The organism is Nitratireductor sp. L15S-10 (assembly GCF_045011005.1).
GTDB lineage: Bacteria > Pseudomonadota > Alphaproteobacteria > Rhizobiales > Rhizobiaceae > Nitratireductor.
Genome location: NZ_CP120674.1, coordinates 3,583,191 through 3,599,686, shown reverse-complemented (window position 1 = coordinate 3,599,686; position 16,496 = coordinate 3,583,191). Strand labels below are relative to the sequence as shown.

The 16,496-nt window shown below is 61.0% G+C and carries 17 protein-coding genes; 5 read left to right on the top strand and 12 right to left on the bottom strand.

Annotation, left to right across the window (positions count from 1 at the left end; translation table 11 throughout):
* Positions 1 to 101 precede the first annotated feature (101 nt).
* Positions 102 to 1,244: an aminotransferase class I/II-fold pyridoxal phosphate-dependent enzyme gene (locus P2W41_RS17115; protein WP_404933865.1), complete on the bottom strand. Its 1,143-nt coding sequence runs from the start codon at positions 1,242 to 1,244 to the stop codon at positions 102 to 104.
* Positions 1,245 to 1,474: 230 nt separating this feature from the next.
* Here P2W41_RS17115 and P2W41_RS17110 point away from each other — a divergent pair, with 230 nt between their 5' ends.
* Positions 1,475 to 2,473, top strand: coding sequence for a hypothetical protein (locus P2W41_RS17110; protein WP_292898854.1), 999 nt, complete (start codon positions 1,475 to 1,477; stop codon positions 2,471 to 2,473).
* Position 2,474: 1 nt separating this feature from the next.
* On the opposite strand, the gene P2W41_RS17105 is transcribed toward P2W41_RS17110, so the two are convergent.
* Positions 2,475 to 4,070, bottom strand: a complete 1,596-nt coding sequence (locus tag P2W41_RS17105; protein ID WP_292898856.1) for a cisplatin damage response ATP-dependent DNA ligase — start codon at positions 4,068 to 4,070, stop codon at positions 2,475 to 2,477.
* Positions 4,070 to 5,080, bottom strand: coding sequence for a ligase-associated DNA damage response exonuclease (locus P2W41_RS17100; RefSeq protein WP_404933864.1), 1,011 nt, complete (start codon positions 5,078 to 5,080; stop codon positions 4,070 to 4,072). Before P2W41_RS17100 ends, P2W41_RS17105 begins: the two co-directional genes overlap by 1 nt.
* Positions 5,081 to 5,192: 112 nt before the next feature.
* On the opposite strand from P2W41_RS17100, the gene P2W41_RS17095 reads away from it, so the two are divergent.
* Positions 5,193 to 6,167: a methyltransferase domain-containing protein gene (locus P2W41_RS17095; RefSeq protein WP_404933863.1), complete on the top strand. Its 975-nt coding sequence runs from the start codon at positions 5,193 to 5,195 to the stop codon at positions 6,165 to 6,167.
* A gap of 85 nt (positions 6,168 to 6,252) precedes the next feature.
* On the opposite strand, the gene bfr is transcribed toward P2W41_RS17095, so the two are convergent.
* The 9 genes from bfr to phnG all read right to left on the bottom strand — a co-directional run bounded on the left by bfr (position 6,253) and on the right by phnG (position 12,524).
* Positions 6,253 to 6,738: a bacterioferritin gene (gene bfr, locus P2W41_RS17090; protein ID WP_292898862.1), complete on the bottom strand. Its 486-nt coding sequence runs from the start codon at positions 6,736 to 6,738 to the stop codon at positions 6,253 to 6,255.
* Positions 6,704 to 7,018: a (2Fe-2S)-binding protein gene (locus P2W41_RS17085; protein ID WP_292898864.1), complete on the bottom strand. Its 315-nt coding sequence runs from the start codon at positions 7,016 to 7,018 to the stop codon at positions 6,704 to 6,706. The genes bfr and P2W41_RS17085 overlap by 35 nt, the downstream gene beginning before the upstream one ends.
* A 292-nt stretch (positions 7,019 to 7,310) precedes the next feature.
* The gene (locus P2W41_RS17080; RefSeq protein ID WP_292898866.1) at positions 7,311 to 7,925 is read right to left on the bottom strand and encodes a DapH/DapD/GlmU-related protein; all 615 of its coding nucleotides are present in this window, start codon (positions 7,923 to 7,925) and stop codon (positions 7,311 to 7,313) included.
* Positions 7,922 to 8,629, bottom strand: a complete 708-nt coding sequence (gene phnL / locus P2W41_RS17075; RefSeq protein WP_404933862.1) for a phosphonate C-P lyase system protein PhnL — start codon at positions 8,627 to 8,629, stop codon at positions 7,922 to 7,924. The genes P2W41_RS17080 and phnL overlap by 4 nt, the downstream gene beginning before the upstream one ends.
* A gap of 2 nt (positions 8,630 to 8,631) precedes the next feature.
* On the bottom strand, positions 8,632 to 9,408 hold the full coding sequence (gene phnK, locus P2W41_RS17070) for a phosphonate C-P lyase system protein PhnK (RefSeq protein ID WP_404933861.1): 777 nt from the start codon (positions 9,406 to 9,408) through the stop codon (positions 8,632 to 8,634).
* Between the two features lie 34 nt (positions 9,409 to 9,442).
* Complete coding sequence (locus tag P2W41_RS17065) at positions 9,443 to 10,333, bottom strand: alpha-D-ribose 1-methylphosphonate 5-phosphate C-P-lyase PhnJ (protein WP_292898872.1); 891 nt, start codon at positions 10,331 to 10,333, stop codon at positions 9,443 to 9,445.
* A complete protein-coding gene (locus tag P2W41_RS17060; RefSeq protein ID WP_404933860.1) occupies positions 10,330 to 11,445 on the bottom strand; it encodes a carbon-phosphorus lyase complex subunit PhnI in 1,116 nt (371 codons plus the stop codon). Before P2W41_RS17060 ends, P2W41_RS17065 begins: the two co-directional genes overlap by 4 nt.
* A gap of 3 nt (positions 11,446 to 11,448) precedes the next feature.
* A complete protein-coding gene (gene phnH / locus P2W41_RS17055; RefSeq protein ID WP_404935010.1) occupies positions 11,449 to 12,060 on the bottom strand; it encodes a phosphonate C-P lyase system protein PhnH in 612 nt (203 codons plus the stop codon).
* Entirely contained in the window at positions 12,057 to 12,524 is a 468-nt protein-coding gene (gene phnG, locus P2W41_RS17050; RefSeq protein ID WP_292898876.1) for a phosphonate C-P lyase system protein PhnG, read from the bottom strand. The genes phnH and phnG overlap by 4 nt, the downstream gene beginning before the upstream one ends.
* A 144-nt stretch (positions 12,525 to 12,668) precedes the next feature.
* Between phnG and phnF the strand changes: the two genes are divergently transcribed.
* From phnF to P2W41_RS17035, 3 genes are all read left to right on the top strand, one after another.
* The gene (gene phnF / locus P2W41_RS17045; protein WP_404933859.1) at positions 12,669 to 13,412 is read left to right on the top strand and encodes a phosphonate metabolism transcriptional regulator PhnF; all 744 of its coding nucleotides are present in this window, start codon (positions 12,669 to 12,671) and stop codon (positions 13,410 to 13,412) included.
* A gap of 123 nt (positions 13,413 to 13,535) precedes the next feature.
* Positions 13,536 to 14,762, top strand: a complete 1,227-nt coding sequence (locus tag P2W41_RS17040) for an ABC transporter substrate-binding protein (protein WP_404933858.1) — start codon at positions 13,536 to 13,538, stop codon at positions 14,760 to 14,762.
* A 48-nt stretch (positions 14,763 to 14,810) separates the two neighbouring features.
* Complete coding sequence (locus P2W41_RS17035) at positions 14,811 to 16,490, top strand: ABC transporter permease (protein WP_404933857.1); 1,680 nt, start codon at positions 14,811 to 14,813, stop codon at positions 16,488 to 16,490.
* Positions 16,491 to 16,496: the final 6 nt, after the last annotated feature.

Genomic DNA, 16,496 nt, shown 5'->3' with positions numbered 1-16,496 from the left:
GTGATTTCCCCTAAATTGACGTATTCGTAAACGTCAAAACTTTTACAGCATCTTGGTCCCGGTTGAAAACCTCCATCGCCACATTTTGCGCGCTTCTTGTTTCAACCGGGTTTAATGTCGTTGTGCCGCCGCCCGAGAAAGTCTCGCATCGCGGCAAGCCCGGCATCAATCCCCTTGCGCCCAAAGCCGATGCGAAAGCGCCCTGCTGGGGTCTCCATCAGTTCCGAGCGATAGACCGAGGCGGGCAACAAAAGAACACCTGCCTGTTCCACGAGATCGTGACAGAACCGTTCGACCCCATCCCGCCCGTTATAGCGCGGATAGGCAACACAGCCGCCATCCGGGCGCTTCCAGTCGAAGAGATCCGGGTATTCGGCAAAGAATGCGTCCATTTTCTCCAGGTTCTCCGCGATCAGCGAGCGGTTCCGCGTAAGAATGCGGTCGCGCACTGAAAGCGCCATCACCGCCAGCCGCTCGCTCGGGGCAGAGTTGCAGATGGACAGGTAATGCTTGTAGCGCTCGAGCTTCTGCAAAAGCGCCGTGTCGCGGCAAGCGATCCAGCCGATCCGCAGGCCCGGCAGACCATAGGCCTTGGACATGACATTGAGGGAAATGCCCTTTTCATAGGCTTCGGCGGCCTGCGGCAGGCGCTTGTTTTCATCGCTTTCTAGCAGCCGATAGACCTCGTCGCTGAACAGGTAGAGATCGTGCTCGCGACAGAGCGCAACGAGCGCGGCGAAATCATCCTGGGGCATCAGCGCGCCGGTCGGATTGTTGGGCAGGTTGACCGAGATGAGTTTGGTGTTGGGGCGGATTGCGGCACGCAACGCATCCAGATCGAGCCGCCAGTTGTCGTTTTCCAGAAGCGGAACGCCGGTCACAGCGCACAGCCCGAGCGGCACGGTTTCTGCAGCCTGGTAGTTTGGAACAGAAACGATGGCGTGATCATCGGGCGAGAGCATCACCCGCATGGCCGCATAAATGCCTTCTTCGGCACCGGCGAAGCAAAGGACGTCGCGCGCGGAAAGACCGTGATAGGTGGCAGCAATGGCCTCGCGCAGGTCCGGCGCACCCCAGGTTTCCGTGTAGCCGAGCCACAGCCTGTCGAGCTCTTCGCGCGCGGAAGGCCCGGCCATCTGCGTCAGTTCGCCCAGCGTCATGCTCTCCATATCGGAAGCTGTCATGTGATGCCGGGCATTGAACTCCCAGCGCGAAAAGTGAACCTCCAGGGCGAAATCCCGCATTCTGAACTCCTCGGGCGTGGTTAGGGTGGAGAAAAACCAGGCTACCCCTCATCAGGGCGCGAATAGCCGATTGTTCACACCTTGTTATGACCGTTGATTGCATACTCACCAACGGTTAACCATGTGACAAAGACAGGCAAAGAGGGCAGCCAGCCTTGGACGCGATAGAAAATGCGATAAGAAAGGCGTTCGAAAAGGGCGACGCTAGCAAACGGCCCTTTCGTGAAAAGGTGTATCGTTCTGCCTTCGCTGCGCTTGAGCGCACGCTCGAAGCGCGCGACGATCTTTCCGAGGAAGCAAAACTTGCCAGGCGCGAGAACCTGAAGACAACGATCACCGAGATCGAGACCGAATTTGTTCCCGCCGCACCTAAAGACAGGGTCCCTCCGGTTTCAAAGCCTGCGCCGCGAGAGCGGCAGGCTCCCTCGCCACAAGTTGAACCTGAGGCGCGCGGCGTGCCACGCCCCAAGCAGAAAAACGAGGGATTCGCTCCACAGATCGACCCGCGTGACCGCGGCGGCTTGTCGGACGAGCCCTCACCGGAAGAGGCAAAGCGCCGTATCCGAGCCGCCTTGCCACGGCAACGGCGTTCTTACGCCATGCTCTTTCTGGTCGCGACAGTCGTGGCATTTCTTGGCATGGGGCTCTGGTGGACCATGTCCAGTGGGATTCTGATGTCCAGCGATGAAAGGGACACCAGCGTGCGCAATCCGCCGCTTTCCCTGGAGGAGGACAATTTTTCGGCTGAAGACGAAACGCCATCCTCCGGGCCCCGCGGGAGCCGCGCGGAGGGCGAATGGATCACGATCTTTGACCCGAGCGACCCGACCACCGTTTCGGCGCCGGATGGCGGCAACATTGACGTGATGCGCAACGATGATCAGGTTTTTCTCAAGGTCAGCACGTCCGGTGGGGCAGGGATTTCCTTTGATGTCGGGCGCGGCGTTCTGGAGACGCTCGCCGGACGCAACGCCATTTTCAGCATCGAGGCGAGAGCGCAGGACGGGGAGGAGACGCAACTTTCGCTCTCCTGCAACTTTGGCGCCCTTGGCGGTTGCGGCCGCACCCGCTACGTGGTCGGGCCCACGCGTTCAGACTATCTCTTCGAGGTCGAATTGCCCAATCAATCGCCCGGCAGCGGTGGAACGATCACCATTATTCCGGATGCCACCGGCGAGGGTCATGCGCTTGACGTCTTCTCCATCCGCGCGGCCATTGCGACGCAATGACCTAGCTATCGAGCATTGAGGTCAGGGTTTCAAGCCGGTCCGCTTCCGCTGCCGGCTTGTCCCAGCGCAGACGGGAAATCCGCGGAAAGCGCATCGCCACGCCTGACTTGTGTCGCGTTGAGCGATTAAGCCCCTCAAATGCGATTTCGAGAACAAGACCGCGATCGCGCTCGGCGCGGACTGATCGGACCGGACCGAAACGCTCGATCGTGTTGTCACGCACATATTTGTCGATCTGCTTCAGTTCCTCATCGGTAAAACCGAAATAGGCCTTACCGACAGGGACGAGCTCGGGTGCGTCTTCGGGCCCGGTCCATACACCGAATGTGTAATCGGAGTAATAGCTCGACCGCTTGCCGTGACCACGTTGCGCATAAAGCAGCACTGCATCGATGATGAACGGATCACGCTTCCATTTGAACCATGGGCCTTTGGGGCGGCCGGGAACATAGGAGGAATCGCGCCGCTTCAGCATGACCCCTTCAATCACCGGATGCGGAGGCGCGCGGCGTTTGGCGTCCAGATCTTCCCAGCTTGTGAAATCGACGAGCGGGGACAGATCGAAACGATCCTGCGACAGCCCCGATATCCGCTCCTGCAGTGCCGCCCGGCGCTGGATGAAGGGGAGGGCGCGCAGATCTTCTCCTTCCGCCTGGAGCAGATCGTAACAGCGGAGGAAGACCGGGTACTCGCCAAGCATCTTCTTCGAGACCGTCTTGCGGTTGAGGCGCTGCTGCAGGTCCGAGAAGGTGCCGGTTCGTAAATCCGGTTTTCCGACCAAGAGCTCTCCATCCAAAGTCATTTCGGCTTCGAACGATGACAGGAGGTCCGGAAATGCACCGGATATGTCGTCGCCTGTGCGCGAATAGAGCCGTTTGACACCGTCTTCGCACACTGCCTGAACGCGGATCCCGTCCCATTTCCATTCGGCCACGTAGTCGGCAGGGTCCAGCTTTGAAAGCTCCCCGTCGCCGACGGGATGGGCAAGCATGACCGGCCGGAACAGCGCTTTTGCTGTACTGACAGGCTTTTGAGTTTTGCCTTCCAGCCACGCGAAGAGCGTTTCATAGGGCGGTTCGAGCCCGTGCCAGAGTTCTTCTATCTCGCTGATGTCCCTGTCGCCGAACCTTGCCAGGGCCTGCTTCGCAAGTCGTGCCGAGACGCCGATCCTCAAGCCGCCGGTGGCCAGTTTGATAAGTGCGAAACGGGCTGCGGGATCGAGCCGGTCAAGGAGGCCCGCCATGACGGAAGGGGCCTCGGCTCGACCGAGCCTTGAGAGCGTTTGAACGATTTCGGAAAGCGGCGGCGGGGTTTCCTCTTCCAGGGTGGTCGGCCAAACGAGCGATATGGTCTCGGCGAGATCTCCGACATAATCGTAGGAATAGGCAAAAAGTACCTCGTCCATGCGTTCGCCGATCAGCGTCCGCAGCATGGCGGGTTTAACGGCGGGAAAGTCGAGTCCTCCAGTCAACGCAGCTAGCGCGTAGCCGCGATCAGGGTCGGGAACGGCTTTGAAATGATCTGTGAGCAGGCGGATTTTTCCATTCCGGGACGGGGTCAGGACGAGACGGTCGAGCAGATCGGCAAAGTTTCGCATCACTCGGCCTCGTCTTCATAACCGACAAGGTTGAGCGGGCGGGCCTTGATGCCGTTCAGTTCACACCAGCGCACGATGGCTTCCTCGCGACCGTGTGTTACCCACACTTCGCCTGCCTCCGTTTCTCGGATAGTGGCGATCAGCTCATTCCAGTCTGCATGGTCAGAAAGGATCAGGGGGAGTTCGACACCGCGCTGCTTCGCCCTCTGGCGGATGCGCATCCAGCCGGAGGCAAAGACGTTGAGCGGATCGGCGAAGCGCCGCGTCCAGCGTTCGCCGAACACGGATGGAGGTGCGACAATAACGCGACCCGCAGCGCGATCGGCAAGGTCTTTCTCAACAGTTGCGGGTTCGAGTTCGCCAAGGTCGATGCCCTGCCCCTCATAATAGCGACAGAGTTTTTCCAAGGCGCCGTGAATGAGGATCGGCGTATTGTATCCCGCTATACGAAGGAGTTTGATAACGCGCTGCGCCTTGCCGAGCGAGTAAGCCCCCAGAATGTGCGCACGCTCAGGAAACTGCATCAATGACGCGGTCAGACGCCGGATCTCCTGCGAGGGGTCTGGATGAACGAAAACAGGCAGTCCGAAGGTCGCCTCGGTAATGAAGACATCACAGCGCACGGGCTCGAAGGCCGCGCAGGTCTGATCGGGATGGCGCTTGTAATCGCCCGAGGCGACGATGCGCAGGCCGCTTTTCTCAACGGCGATCTGTGCCGAACCCAGCACGTGGCCAGCCGGATGAAAAGAGACGCCCACACCATCAAGCGTTAGCGTTTCGCCGTAACTGATGGCCTGCCGGCTCCGGGCGAAATTTGTCCCATAACGCAGCGCCATGATGTCGAGCGTTTGTTTGGTCGCCAGAACTTGCCCATGCCCGGCACGTGCGTGATCGGCATGCCCGTGCGTGATCAGGGCCCGCTCCACCGGGCGCACAGGATCGATGTAGAAATCACCGGGCGGGCAATAAAGTCCCGCCGGGCGCGGCTGGAGCAGGTTCTGCGGCTTCATGACGTAAGAAGATAGGTCATTTTTCAGGCAACGAAAGTCCGACTTGTCAGGAGAGATTTCCGGGAGCATAAGCGCTCACCGCCCGCATGCGGGCTTCCTGGAAAAACACTGCATGAAGCCGATCTTCTTCACTTCGGGTGATCTGCTCGCCGATCGCCGCGCTGACTATGCCGAGATGCTGTTCGACAGTGGGGAGTTCAAAGCCGCGGCAGACCTGATGGGTGAGGCGCTGGCGCGTGCGCCGGATTGGGCGGCAGGACATTTTCGCCACGGTGAGATGCTGGCAGAGGCAGGCGAGGTCGCAGCCGCGCTGGACGCCTGGCGAAATGTGCTCAGGCTCGATGAAATGGATCGGCTGGGTGCGGCGTTGAAGCTGGAGCTTTTCGGTGCGCTCGATGGTCTTGGCGCCGTTCCATCGGCTTTCGTCGAAACCCTGTTCGATCAGTATGCCGAAACTTTCGACACGGCGTTGGTGGACAAGCTCGGTTATCGCGTACCCGAATTGCTGGAGGAAGCGCTTCTGCGGATCGGAAAACATGCTTTCGCTCATGCCGTCGACCTTGGATGCGGCACTGGCTTGATGGGCGAGCGACTGAGAGCCCATGTCAGCTTTCTTGAAGGGATCGATATCTCGGCAAAAATGCTGAAGCGTGCGGATGACAAACAGATCTACGACCGGCTGGAACGGGCCGATCTCTCCGCACTCACCAAGCTGCCCCGCGAGGCCGATCTGGTGACCGCGGCAGACGTTTTCATGTATCTGGGTTCGCTCGACCGGCTTTTTGCAGTGGCCGGAGCCTCGCTTGCGCCGGGGGCCCTTTTCGTTTTTTCAGTCGAACATCATGCGGGACCGGAGGCAATGGTGCTGCGTCCCTCGCGGCGCTACGCTCATTCCGAGGCGCATTTGCGGGCGGTCATGGGAGATGCGGGATTTGAACCGGTACTGCTTGAAAAGGCAGTGATCCGCCGGGATCGTGGCGAACCTATTGAAGGATTGGTGGTCGTTGCTGAACGGGCCGGGACCGGGGCTGCAACCGCCAAAGTTGCGATCACGCCCCACCGCAAAGAGCGGCCCGAGGCCCATTAGGCAATCCCGCGTGTCCTGGATTTGTGCCAGATCGCGACGAGAGGTGGCCGGATCAACATTTCAACCGGCCATCCCAGAGGCTTGATCAATCGGCTTCGTCGGCCGGGCCGGCATTGAGCTGGCCGTACTTTTCCACGCCGATTGTTTCAAGGAGTTCAAGCTGCGTTTCGAGGTAGTCGATATGACCTTCCTCGTCGGCCAGCAGCTCTTCGAAGAGTTTCATGGAAACATAGTCGCCCGCATCGTGGCAGTCGTCGCGCGCTTCCTTGTAAAGCTTGCGGGCGTCATGTTCGCCAGCAAGATCGGCCTCAAGCACTTCCTTGATGTTCTGGCCGATGCGCAGCGGGCCAACAACCTGAAGGTTGGGATGACCTTCGAGGAAAATGATGCGCTCGACGAGCTTGTCGGCGTGGTGCATCTCCTCGATGGATTCTTCGCGCTCCTTCTTGGCGAGCTTGGTGAAACCCCAGTCCTCAAGAAGGCGATAATGCAGCCAGTACTGATTGACCGCGCCGAGCTCGTGGGTGAGCGCCTCGTTAAGCCGCTCGATGACCTTTTTGTCGCCTTTCATTGAACTTCCTTCCAAAACGCTCGCGCAACGCGCGTACCTGATCAAGATAGGTCACGGTAGCAGCATTCTGGGCAGCATCAAGGCGTGCATGATAGGCTTCGGTGACACGGATGATTGTTTCCACGACATTCGGAAAACAGCCGCAACACCGTCCGCGCTTGGACATGGTGTGATAGACCTTTGCCGGAACAATCAATTGCCAGGGATCCTCATCCAGCATGGAGACGATCGTATCCTCGACCTCCTTCTGGGTGATCAAATTGCACTGACAGACGAGCATGGCGACGTCGGAACTCCGTGGCTTTGCAAGGTCGGTCCCGGATGCAGAACCAAAACCCTGTTGCCGGAGTTTGTCGGAAGAAGCGCCCAGCAATCACAATGCCATGCCGTCGGATGAGACAGCACACAAATCAGCGGGCAACGACAGACGTCCTGCGATCGAAAGGGTTAAAGGCCCAGACATCATGGACGCATCGCGCGGATGCAGGATCATAAAAACCGCAGGTCTTTGATCCTGTCAATAAAAACCTGACGATTATATTCAGGGAAAGTTGCGACGTGATGGCGCGGGTTCAGATCTCGTGTTTCTCCAGAAACGCTTCCGCATCGAGTGAGCGGAAATCCTCCAGCGCGCCGCGCAGCCTGTCATGGCTCCAGTCCCACCAGGCAAGTGCCTGATAACGTTCGGCGGTTTTTCGGTCGAAGCGCTCCCGGATCGGACGCGCGGGCACCCCGCCGACAATCGTGTAGGGCGCAACGTCCTTCGAGACCACGGCACCTGCACCGACGACGGCGCCATCACCAACGGTGACACCGGGCAGGATCGTGGAGCCATGACCGAGCCAGGTGTCATGTCCTATCCTGACCATGTTGTCCCGCCGCCAGTCGAAGAACGCGCTGTCATGTTCAGCATCCGGCCAATAGTCGGCGGAGCGATAGGTGAAATGATGCAGGGTGGGACGCCAGGTCGGGTGGTTCGTGGCATTGATGCGCACGGCGGCGGCGATATTGGAGAATTTGCCGATGTCTGCGCACCAGGCGCTGCAATCCTGCATCACATAGGAATAGTCGCCGAGCGCCGTTTCATGAAGGCGCGTGCGCTCGGCCACTTCGGTGTAGCGGCCAAGCGTTGTGCCATTCACCTCTGCGGTCGGATGAATACAGGGCTCCACGGAGAGCTTCCTCATGCCGCTTTCCTGTTCGGTGCAAATTCGGTGACGTCGATGATCCGGTCGGCAACCACATCGCGCACATCCTGATCGTGGAAAATGCCCAACAGCGCCACGCCCGCCTTCTTTTTCTCGCCGATCATGGCAATTACGATTTCGCGGTTGGCCTTGTCGAGAGAGGCGGTCGGCTCGTCGAGAAGCAGCACCGGATGATCGGTGATGAAGCCGCGGGCGATGTTCACGCGCTGCTGTTCGCCGCCGGAGAAGGTGGCTGGCGGCAGGTCCCACAGGCGTTCGGGCAGGTTGAGGCGTTCCAGCAGAATTTCCGACCTGCCGCGTGCGGTTTCCAGAGCTTCGCCGCGTGCAATCAGCGGCTCAGCCACCACATCGCGCGCGGAAACACGCGGCACGGCGCGCAGGAACTGGCTCACATAGCCAATCGTATCGCGACGGATGGCGATGATGGTGCGTGGGTCGGCGGTGGCGAGGTTCACCAAATTGCCGTCATGGGTGACGATCACCTGGCCGCTGTCGATGGCGTAGCTGCCATAGATCATCTTGAGGATGGAGCTCTTGCCGGCGCCCGAGGGGCCGCCAAGCACGGCGCATTCGCCGGCGGAGAGCGAGAAGGAGACATCGGTCACCACGGGGAGGCGAATGCCGCCCTGGAGATGCATGGTGAAGCTCTTGCAGACTTCGGAGACGACGAGGGGCGTTGCCATGATCACACCTGCAAAATGGAGGAAACGAGAAGCTGGGTGTACGGCGCCTGCGGATCGTCGAGCACCCGGTCGGTGAGGCCGCTTTCGACCACGTGACCGTCCTTCATGACGATCATACGGTGGGAGAGAAGGCGGGCGACCGCGAGGTCGTGGGTGACGACGATTGCCGAGAGGCCCAGTTCGTGAACGAGGCCGCGCAGGAGATCGAGCAGGCGGGCCTGCACCGAAACATCGAGACCGCCGGTCGGCTCGTCCATGAAGACGAGGCGCGGACCGGTGACGAGGTTGCGGGCGATCTGCAGACGCTGGCGCATGCCGCCGGAAAAGGCGCGGGGCTGGTCGTCGATACGATCCTCGGAGATTTCCACGCGGCCCAGCCAGTCGGTGGCGGTGGCGCGGATATTGCCATAATGGCGCTGGCCCACGGCCATCAGCCGCTCGCCGACATTTGCCCCCGCCGAGACCGTCATGCGCAGACCGTCCGCGGGGTTCTGGTGGACGAAGCCCCAGTCGGTGCGCATCAGGAAGCGGCGTTCGGCTTCGCTCATGCGATAGAGGTCGTGAAAGTCTCCGTCGCGCATGCGGTAGGAGACAGTGCCGGAGGTCGGCAGGAGGCGCGTCGACAGGCAGTTCAGCAGGGTGGTCTTGCCCGAACCGGATTCGCCCACCACAGCCAGAACCTCACCCGGCCACAGGTCGAAGGAGATGTCGTTGCAACCGATACGGTTGCCGTAGAATTTCGAGATGGAGCGAACGCGAAGCAGCGGTTCGTCGGTCATTGGATTTCTCCGCGAATTTTCAGAAGTTTGCGCATCAGACGGTTGCAGCCTCTTCGCCGGACAGATGTCCGCGATGGCCCTCGGCGCGGCGCGCCTCGCAATTGTCGGTGTCGGAGCAGACGAACATGCGCCCGCCGCGATCATCGAGAACCACTTCGTCGAGATAGACATTCGTGCCGCCGCACAGCGCGCAGGGCTCATCGAAGGTCTGGATCTCGAAGGGGTGATCCTCGAAATCGAGACTTTCGACACGGGTGTAGGGCGGCACGGCGTAGATGCGCTTCTCGCGGCCTGCGCCGAAAAGCTGGAGCGCCTTCGACATGTGCATTTTTGGATTGTCGAATTTCGGCGTCGGCGACGGGTCCATCACATAGCGTCCTTCGACCTTGACCGGATAGGCGAAGGTGGTGGCGATGTGGCCGTGCTGGGCGATGTCCTCGTAGAGCTTCACATGCATGAGGCCGTATTCCTCAAGCGCATGCATCTTGCGCGTCTCGGTCTCGCGCGGTTCGAGAAAACGCAAGGGCTCGGGGATCGGCACCTGATAGACGAGCACCTGGCCGGATTTCAGGGGTTCTTCGGGAATGCGGTGGCGCGTCTGGATGATGGTCGCGTCCGCAGTGTGGGTGGTCACCGCAACATTGGCGACCTTCTGGAAGAAGGCGCGGATGGAGACGGCGTTGGTGGTGTCGTCGGCACCCTGATCGATGACCTTGAGCACATCGTCCGTTCCAATTATCGATGCCGTCACCTGCACGCCGCCAGTGCCCCAGCCATAGGGCATCGGCATTTCGCGGCTGGCGAATGGCACCTGATAGCCGGGAATGGCGATGGCCTTGAGGATCGCACGGCGGATCATGCGTTTGGTCTGTTCGTCCAGATAGGCGAAGTTATACTGGGCGATGTTGTCGGTGTGGGCGTTCATTCGGCGGCCTCCCGGCGCTCGGTGTCTGCGGCTGCGCCCTCTTGGCGCTCCTCGTATTCGCGGCGCATCTGGCGGACCAGACCAAGCTCGGCCTGGAAGTCGACATAATGCGGTAGCTTCAGGTGCTCGACGAAACCGGTCGCCTGCACGTTGTCGCAATGCGAAATGACGAACTCCTCATCCTGCGCCGGTGCGGTGATGTCTTCATCCAGCTCGTTGGCGCGCAGCGCCCGGTCGCACAGTGACATGGCCATGGCCTTGCGCTCAGACTGGCCGAACACCAGCCCATAGCCGCGGGTAAACTGCGGCGGTACCTTCTTCGAACCCTTGAACTGGTTGACCATCTGGCATTCGGTGACGCGGATGCGGCCGAGCGTGAGCGGGAAGTCGAGTTCCGGCACGTCGATCTCCACATCCACCTCGCCAATGCGGATTTCGCCGGCGAAGGGGTGGTTGCGACCATAGCCGCGCTGGGTGGAGTAGCCGAGCGCCAGCAGGAACCCCTCGTCACCGCGCGACAGGGCCTGAAGGCGCTGGTCGCGCTCCATGGGAAATTCCGGCGGCTCGCGGGTGATGTCGCCGGGCTCGCGGTCTTCCGGCAGCGAACCGTCTTCCTCGATCAGGCCTTCATTGGCGAGAATGTCGGACACACGAGGCATGGCCTCTTCCGCTTCGCTGCGCGCTTCAGGCGCTGCCGGCTCGGCGTCTTCAGCCAGTTCCGGGTCAAGCAGGCGGTGCGTGTAGTCGAAGGTGGGACCCAGAAGCTGCCCGCCGGGCAGATCCTTGTAGGTAGCGGAAACGCGTCGCTCGACCAGCATGGCCGCCGTGTCGACGGGGCGCGAATAGCCGAAGCGTGGCAGGGTGGTGCGGTAGGCGCGCAGAAGGAAGATCGCCTCGATCATGTCGCCGCGCGCCTGCTTGACGGCAAGTGCCGCAAGGCCCGTGTCGTAGAGCGAGCCCTCGGACATGACACGGTCGACGGCGAGCGAAAGCTGACTGGCGATCTGTTCGAGTGTGATCGAGGGCAGGTTTCGGTCGCCGCGCCGGCGATCGGCCAGAAGCCGGTGTGCGTTCTGGATGGCGGCTTCACCGCCCTTGACAGCTACATACATGGCTCAGGCCTCCTGGCTGGAGATGCGGGTGGAGCGGGGCAGGGCAGCAAGGCCCTCGCGGCTGACCAGAATCAGATCAACGCCACGGGGAAAGCGCGCATGGTTCTGTGCCCATTGGCGGATGAAATGACGCGGCAGTGGTCGCGGCGCCAGACGCGCCACGCTCTCAATGCCGGGGCCCTTGAGGGTCAGTTCCTCGCCGCCCGAAAGATCGCTCACCTGAAGCACGAGCGTGGCCGAGCGGTCAGGGTATTCCTGCGATCCCTGAGCGAAGTTCTCCAGACCGATCAGGTGTTCCGGGTCGGCGGAGAACGCAAAATGCGCATCGGCTGGCGTGTTGGCGAGTGGTGCGCCGGTGTGAAAAGCAAGCCAGGCGCGGACGGCCTCTTCGGCGGCGAGTGCCGGATCGAGCCAGACTGGTGTGTCCTGGTCGCAAAGCGCCAGGGCGACAGCGGCTGCCTCCGGTGTCAGTGGTGCGGGTGGTTTGGCAAGCGCCATTCCCCGGTGGATCGTGCCCGGCTCCGCCATGGCCTGCATAACTGCGCGAAAAACGGTCTGCGCGTCAAAGACCGGCTTCTGGAAGCCACCTTCGATGGCGATGGAATCAAGCATCAGTCTTCTCCCCGAACCATGGTGAAGAAATCGACCTTGGTGGCAGCCGTTTCTGCGCGGCGTGTGGCGTCGGCCTGAGCCTGGCGCGCACGCAATGGACCGAGGATCTTGTCCTCGATTTGGTCCTGCAGGTCCGGCTTCTGGCGCAACGCATCGATGAGAGCAGCGACCCGCACCTTCATTTTTTCGCGGCCGAGTGCATAGGCATGCCCAACTTCTCCTGTGGGTAGCTTGACGGTGGCGCGTGTGACGGTGGCTTCGCCAAAATTGAACGGCGCGCCGCCACCCCCCATGCGACCGCGGACAGTTACGAGCCCGGTTTCCGGGCCGCGAAGGATCTTGGCGTCATCCGGCAGCCCAGCCTCGTTCCAAAGCGCAAGCAGATCACTTCCATTTGCCTTTGCCAGCACTGCCATTGCCTCACGGCGTTGCTCGTTGAGGGCCTGTCTTTCCTGTCGTGAGACCATGATGGCTCCATTCTCGTCGACATTAAATTTGTCTATTGTTCTAGACAACTAAACATATTATGACTTCTGCCTACCGAGTGTCCATGACGTGTTGATGACAATGCGGGCGAAGCAGATAGAAAAGCGGTGTAGATGGCCGAAACGATGATTGAAAGGCGCAGCGGTGTAGCTCTGTGGCGGCAGATCGCCGACCGTATGCGACGCGAGATCGGTGAAGGCGCGATTGGCAGTGATGGGCGTATGCCCCCCGAGATGGCTTTGGCCGAGCGCTTTGGTGTCAATCGTCACACGGTGCGCACGGCCATCGCCGCGCTTGTTCAGGAGGGGGTGCTCAGAGCCGAGCAGGGGCGAGGCACCTTTGTGGAAGGGCGAAAGCGGCTTGCCTATCCCATCCGCAATCGCACGCGCTTCTCCGAGGGATTGGCCGGCCAGTCGCGCGGGCTTGCGGCCGACCTCCTCGCCCATGCGGTCGAAGCGGCGCCGATTGATGTCGCGCGCGCTCTGATGCTTGCTCCCGGCTCCCCCGTGATCCGGCTCGAAACACGCTCGCACGCTGACGGACGGCCCGTTTCCCGGGCCCGAAGCTGGTTTGATGCGCAACGGTTCTGCGGCATGGCGGAGGCATTTGGGCGCACGCACTCGATCACCGCAGCCTTCAGGGAACTGGGGCTTGCTGATTATCTGCGCCAGAGCACGACGGTAACGGCACGGCACGCCGACGCCGGTGACCTGGGAGACCTGAAGCTCTCGCCCGGCGCAATCGTCCTTGTCACCATCGCCATCAATGTGGATACCGAGGGCTCACCGGTGCAGTATTCCGAGACCCGCTTCGCTGCCGACCGGATCGAATTGCACATCCCTGGAGCGGGTACGGAGGCCGCCGGCTGATACTTCATTTCACCTGACGCTCACCGTGAAGTGACCGTAGCGCGAGGTGGTTTGCGTTGATTTGCGAAGTCACGGCGTGCTCTATCGTCGAGATTTCAATTCTGGGCGAGTCAGGGGATTTGCGTGAGGTCACTTGTTTTTTCGACGGCCATTCTGGCGCTCGGTGCCGTTTCCGCAAGCGCTGGTCAGGGCGGGCCCAATCCCGATGACTGGGCGTCTGTTCTGGAAGATGCGCGCGGGGAAACGGTCTATTTCAACGCCTGGGGCGGGTCGCAGAACATCAATGCCTATATCGAGTGGGCCGGTGCGGAACTGAAGGAACGCTACGGCGTCACGCTCAGACATGTGAAGCTTGAGGATACCGCGAGCGCAGTCGCCACCGTGGTCGCGGAAAAGGCGGCGGGCCGCGATGAGAGCGGGACGGTGGATCTCATCTGGATCAATGGCGAGAACTTTGCAGCCATGAAACGGCAGGGGTTGCTCCTATCTCCCGGCTGGGCGGAGAAATTGCCCAACTGGGCCTATGTGGACGTCGAAAACAAGCCGACCATCCGAACCGACTTCACCGTTCCTGTCGAAGGGCTGGAAAGCCCCTGGGGCATGGCGAAGCTCGTGTTTTTCTACGATTCCGCGCGTACGCAAGTGCACACCCTGCCGCAGGACGCGGACAGTCTGCTGAAATGGGCAAAGAAAAATCCGGGACGTTTTTCCTATCCGCAGCCGCCGGACTTCATAGGCACTTCGTTTTTGAAACAGGTGCTTGCCGAAACTGTCGAAAATCCCGAAATGCTCCAGGTGCCGGTCGATGAAGACACTTTCGATCAGGTAACCAGGCCCCTGTTTGACTATCTCGACGCGCTCAACCCGGTGATGTGGCGCTCGGGCCGTGCCTATCCACAGAATTACCCGGCGATGAAGCAGCTTCTGGCCGATTCAGAGCTCGACATCATCTTTGCCTTCAATCCAGCGGAAGCCTCGAATGCCATTGCCAATGGCGAATTGCCGGACACGGTGCGCTCCTTCACCTTTCCCGAAGGCACGCTTTCCAACACGCATTTTCTGACCATCCCCTACAACGCTACGGCCAAGGCGGGTGCGCTGGTTACGGCCAATTTTTTCCTTTCACCGGAGGCGCAGGCCCGCAAGCAGGATCCGGCGCGCTGGGGTGACCCGACGGTCCTTGCGCTCGACAAGCTGGAACCGGAAGAGCGCGCCCGCTTCGATGCCATCGACCTTGGCGTTGCGACATTGCGGCCGGATGAACTTGGCCCCGCGCTGGACGAGCCGCATCCAAGCTGGATGGAGCGCATCGAATCCGAGTGGAAACGCCGCTATGGGGTTGGCAATTAACCTGGTTGCTACGCGGGTGTTTCGGTTGCATTTCAAGCCTATGGCCCCATGCTGACGCGCCTCGGTCCCATTCTCGCCATAGGACTCCTGACGGTCCCGGTCTTGTCCGGCCTGGCCGGCACCATCCTGCCTGCCTTCGGCTATCTGCCAGCCTTGGGCGGAACGTCGTTTAACCTTGCACCATTTCAGAGGCTGTTTGCCGAACCGGCCATCTTTATGTCGGCGCTGATGAGCCTTGCGGCGGGGCTCGTCACAGCTGCGTTTTCACTCCTGACCGTGATGCTTTTCACGGCCGCATGGGGCGGCACACGCATTTTTGTGCGCATACAGCATCTCTTGTCGCCACTTCTGTCAGTGCCGCATGCGGCCACGGCATTCGCGCTAGCTTTCCTCATCGCGCCTTCCGGCCTGATCGCACGCATGATCTCGCCGGAACTGACTGGATGGCAGCGGCCGCCGGATCTCCTCATCATACATGATCCCCTCGGCCTTTCGATGATGGCGGGGCTGATCGTGAAGGAGATACCATTTCTACTGCTCGTCACGCTGGCAGCCCTGCCGCAGGTCAAGCCGGCGCGCATGCGGGCTTTGATCGCATCGATGGGATATGGGCGCATTTCCGGCTTCGTGTTTGGCCTCTGGCCCTCGATCTATCCGCAGATCCGCCTGCCGGTCTTCGCCGTCATAGCATTCGCCACCTCGGTGGTGGATGTCGCAGCCATACTGGGCCCCACAACGCCGGCGCCGCTCGCGGTGCGGCTTGTCAACTGGATGAACGACCCGGACCTGTCCATGCGCTTCCTCGCCTCGGCAGGTGCCATTCTGCAACTGGGCGTGACGGCGGCGGCAGTCGTCATCTGGATCGGATTGGAGAGGATTGGCGCGCGAGTGCGCGAGCGTCTTGCCTGTGCCGGGCGCCGGTTTCGGCGCGACGGCGTCCTGAGGCTAGGCGCGCTGTCCGTGATGCTCGCTTCGGCGGGAGCTATCTTTGCCGGCATGACGGCGCTGGCGCTGTGGTCTGTCGCGGGCCTCTGGCAATACCCCGACGTGCTGCCGGCGCGGTTCGAACTGCGCAACTGGATGCGCGTCCTGCCCAACCTCATGGAACCGCTGGCGACCACGTTGTCAGTTGCACTCGTCTCGACGGTGATCGCCGTGGTGATCGCCATACTCTGCTTCGCACGAGAGGACCAGACCGCAAGACCGCCGGGGCGCGGAGCGCTTACGGTGCTCTATCTGCCGTTGCTCGTGCCGCAGGTGGCCTTTCTGTTCGGGCTTCAACTGCTCTTCATTCTCGCCGGCATGGAGGCCACGTGGACAGCGCTTGTCTTCGCCCATCTCGTCTTCGTGCTGCCCTATGCCTGGCTCAGCCTGAGGGACCCGTGGCGTGCCTTCGACCGCCGTTATGATCAGATCGCGGCGGGCCTTGGGAAAGGCCCGGTCCGGCGCTTCTTTATCATCCGCCTGCCGATGCTGGCGCGGCCGCTGCTTGCGGTTGCAGCCATAGGGTTTTCCGTTTCGATCGGGCTCTATCTTCCTACGGTTCTGGTGGGCGCCGGCCGGCTGACCACCATCACCACGGAAGCGGTGGCGCTGGCTTCTGGCGGCAATCGCCGCGTGATCGGAATTTATGCCTTCATGCAAATGCTGTTGCCGGCCGCGGGCTTTGCCGTTGCCACCATTGTGCCGGCGCTGATATTCCGCCGTTATCGTGACATGCATGTTTGAACGGAA

Excerpts from the sequence above, each read along its gene's own strand:
- phnF (WP_404933859.1), top strand. The coding sequence starts at position 12,669 with ATGATTGAAAGGCGCAGCGGTGTAGCTCTGTGGCGGCAGATCGCCGAC.
- P2W41_RS17105 (WP_292898856.1), bottom strand. The coding sequence starts at position 4,070 with ATGCGAAACTTTGCCGATCTGCTCGACCGTCTCGTCCTGACCCCGTCC.
- P2W41_RS17095 (WP_404933863.1), top strand. The coding sequence starts at position 5,193 with ATGAAGCCGATCTTCTTCACTTCGGGTGATCTGCTCGCCGATCGCCGC.
- P2W41_RS17065 (WP_292898872.1), bottom strand. The coding sequence starts at position 10,333 with ATGAACGCCCACACCGACAACATCGCCCAGTATAACTTCGCCTATCTG.
- P2W41_RS17085 (WP_292898864.1), bottom strand. The coding sequence starts at position 7,018 with ATGCTCGTCTGTCAGTGCAATTTGATCACCCAGAAGGAGGTCGAGGAT.
- phnG (WP_292898876.1), bottom strand. The coding sequence starts at position 12,524 with ATGGTCTCACGACAGGAAAGACAGGCCCTCAACGAGCAACGCCGTGAG.
- bfr (WP_292898862.1), bottom strand. The coding sequence starts at position 6,738 with ATGAAAGGCGACAAAAAGGTCATCGAGCGGCTTAACGAGGCGCTCACC.
- P2W41_RS17035 (WP_404933857.1), top strand. The coding sequence starts at position 14,811 with ATGCTGACGCGCCTCGGTCCCATTCTCGCCATAGGACTCCTGACGGTC.
- phnL (WP_404933862.1), bottom strand. The coding sequence starts at position 8,629 with ATGGCAACGCCCCTCGTCGTCTCCGAAGTCTGCAAGAGCTTCACCATG.
- P2W41_RS17060 (WP_404933860.1), bottom strand. The coding sequence starts at position 11,445 with ATGTATGTAGCTGTCAAGGGCGGTGAAGCCGCCATCCAGAACGCACAC.
- P2W41_RS17115 (WP_404933865.1), bottom strand. The coding sequence starts at position 1,244 with ATGCGGGATTTCGCCCTGGAGGTTCACTTTTCGCGCTGGGAGTTCAAT.
- P2W41_RS17080 (WP_292898866.1), bottom strand. The coding sequence starts at position 7,925 with ATGAGGAAGCTCTCCGTGGAGCCCTGTATTCATCCGACCGCAGAGGTG.
- phnK (WP_404933861.1), bottom strand. The coding sequence starts at position 9,408 with ATGACCGACGAACCGCTGCTTCGCGTTCGCTCCATCTCGAAATTCTAC.
- P2W41_RS17100 (WP_404933864.1), bottom strand. The coding sequence starts at position 5,080 with ATGAAGCCGCAGAACCTGCTCCAGCCGCGCCCGGCGGGACTTTATTGC.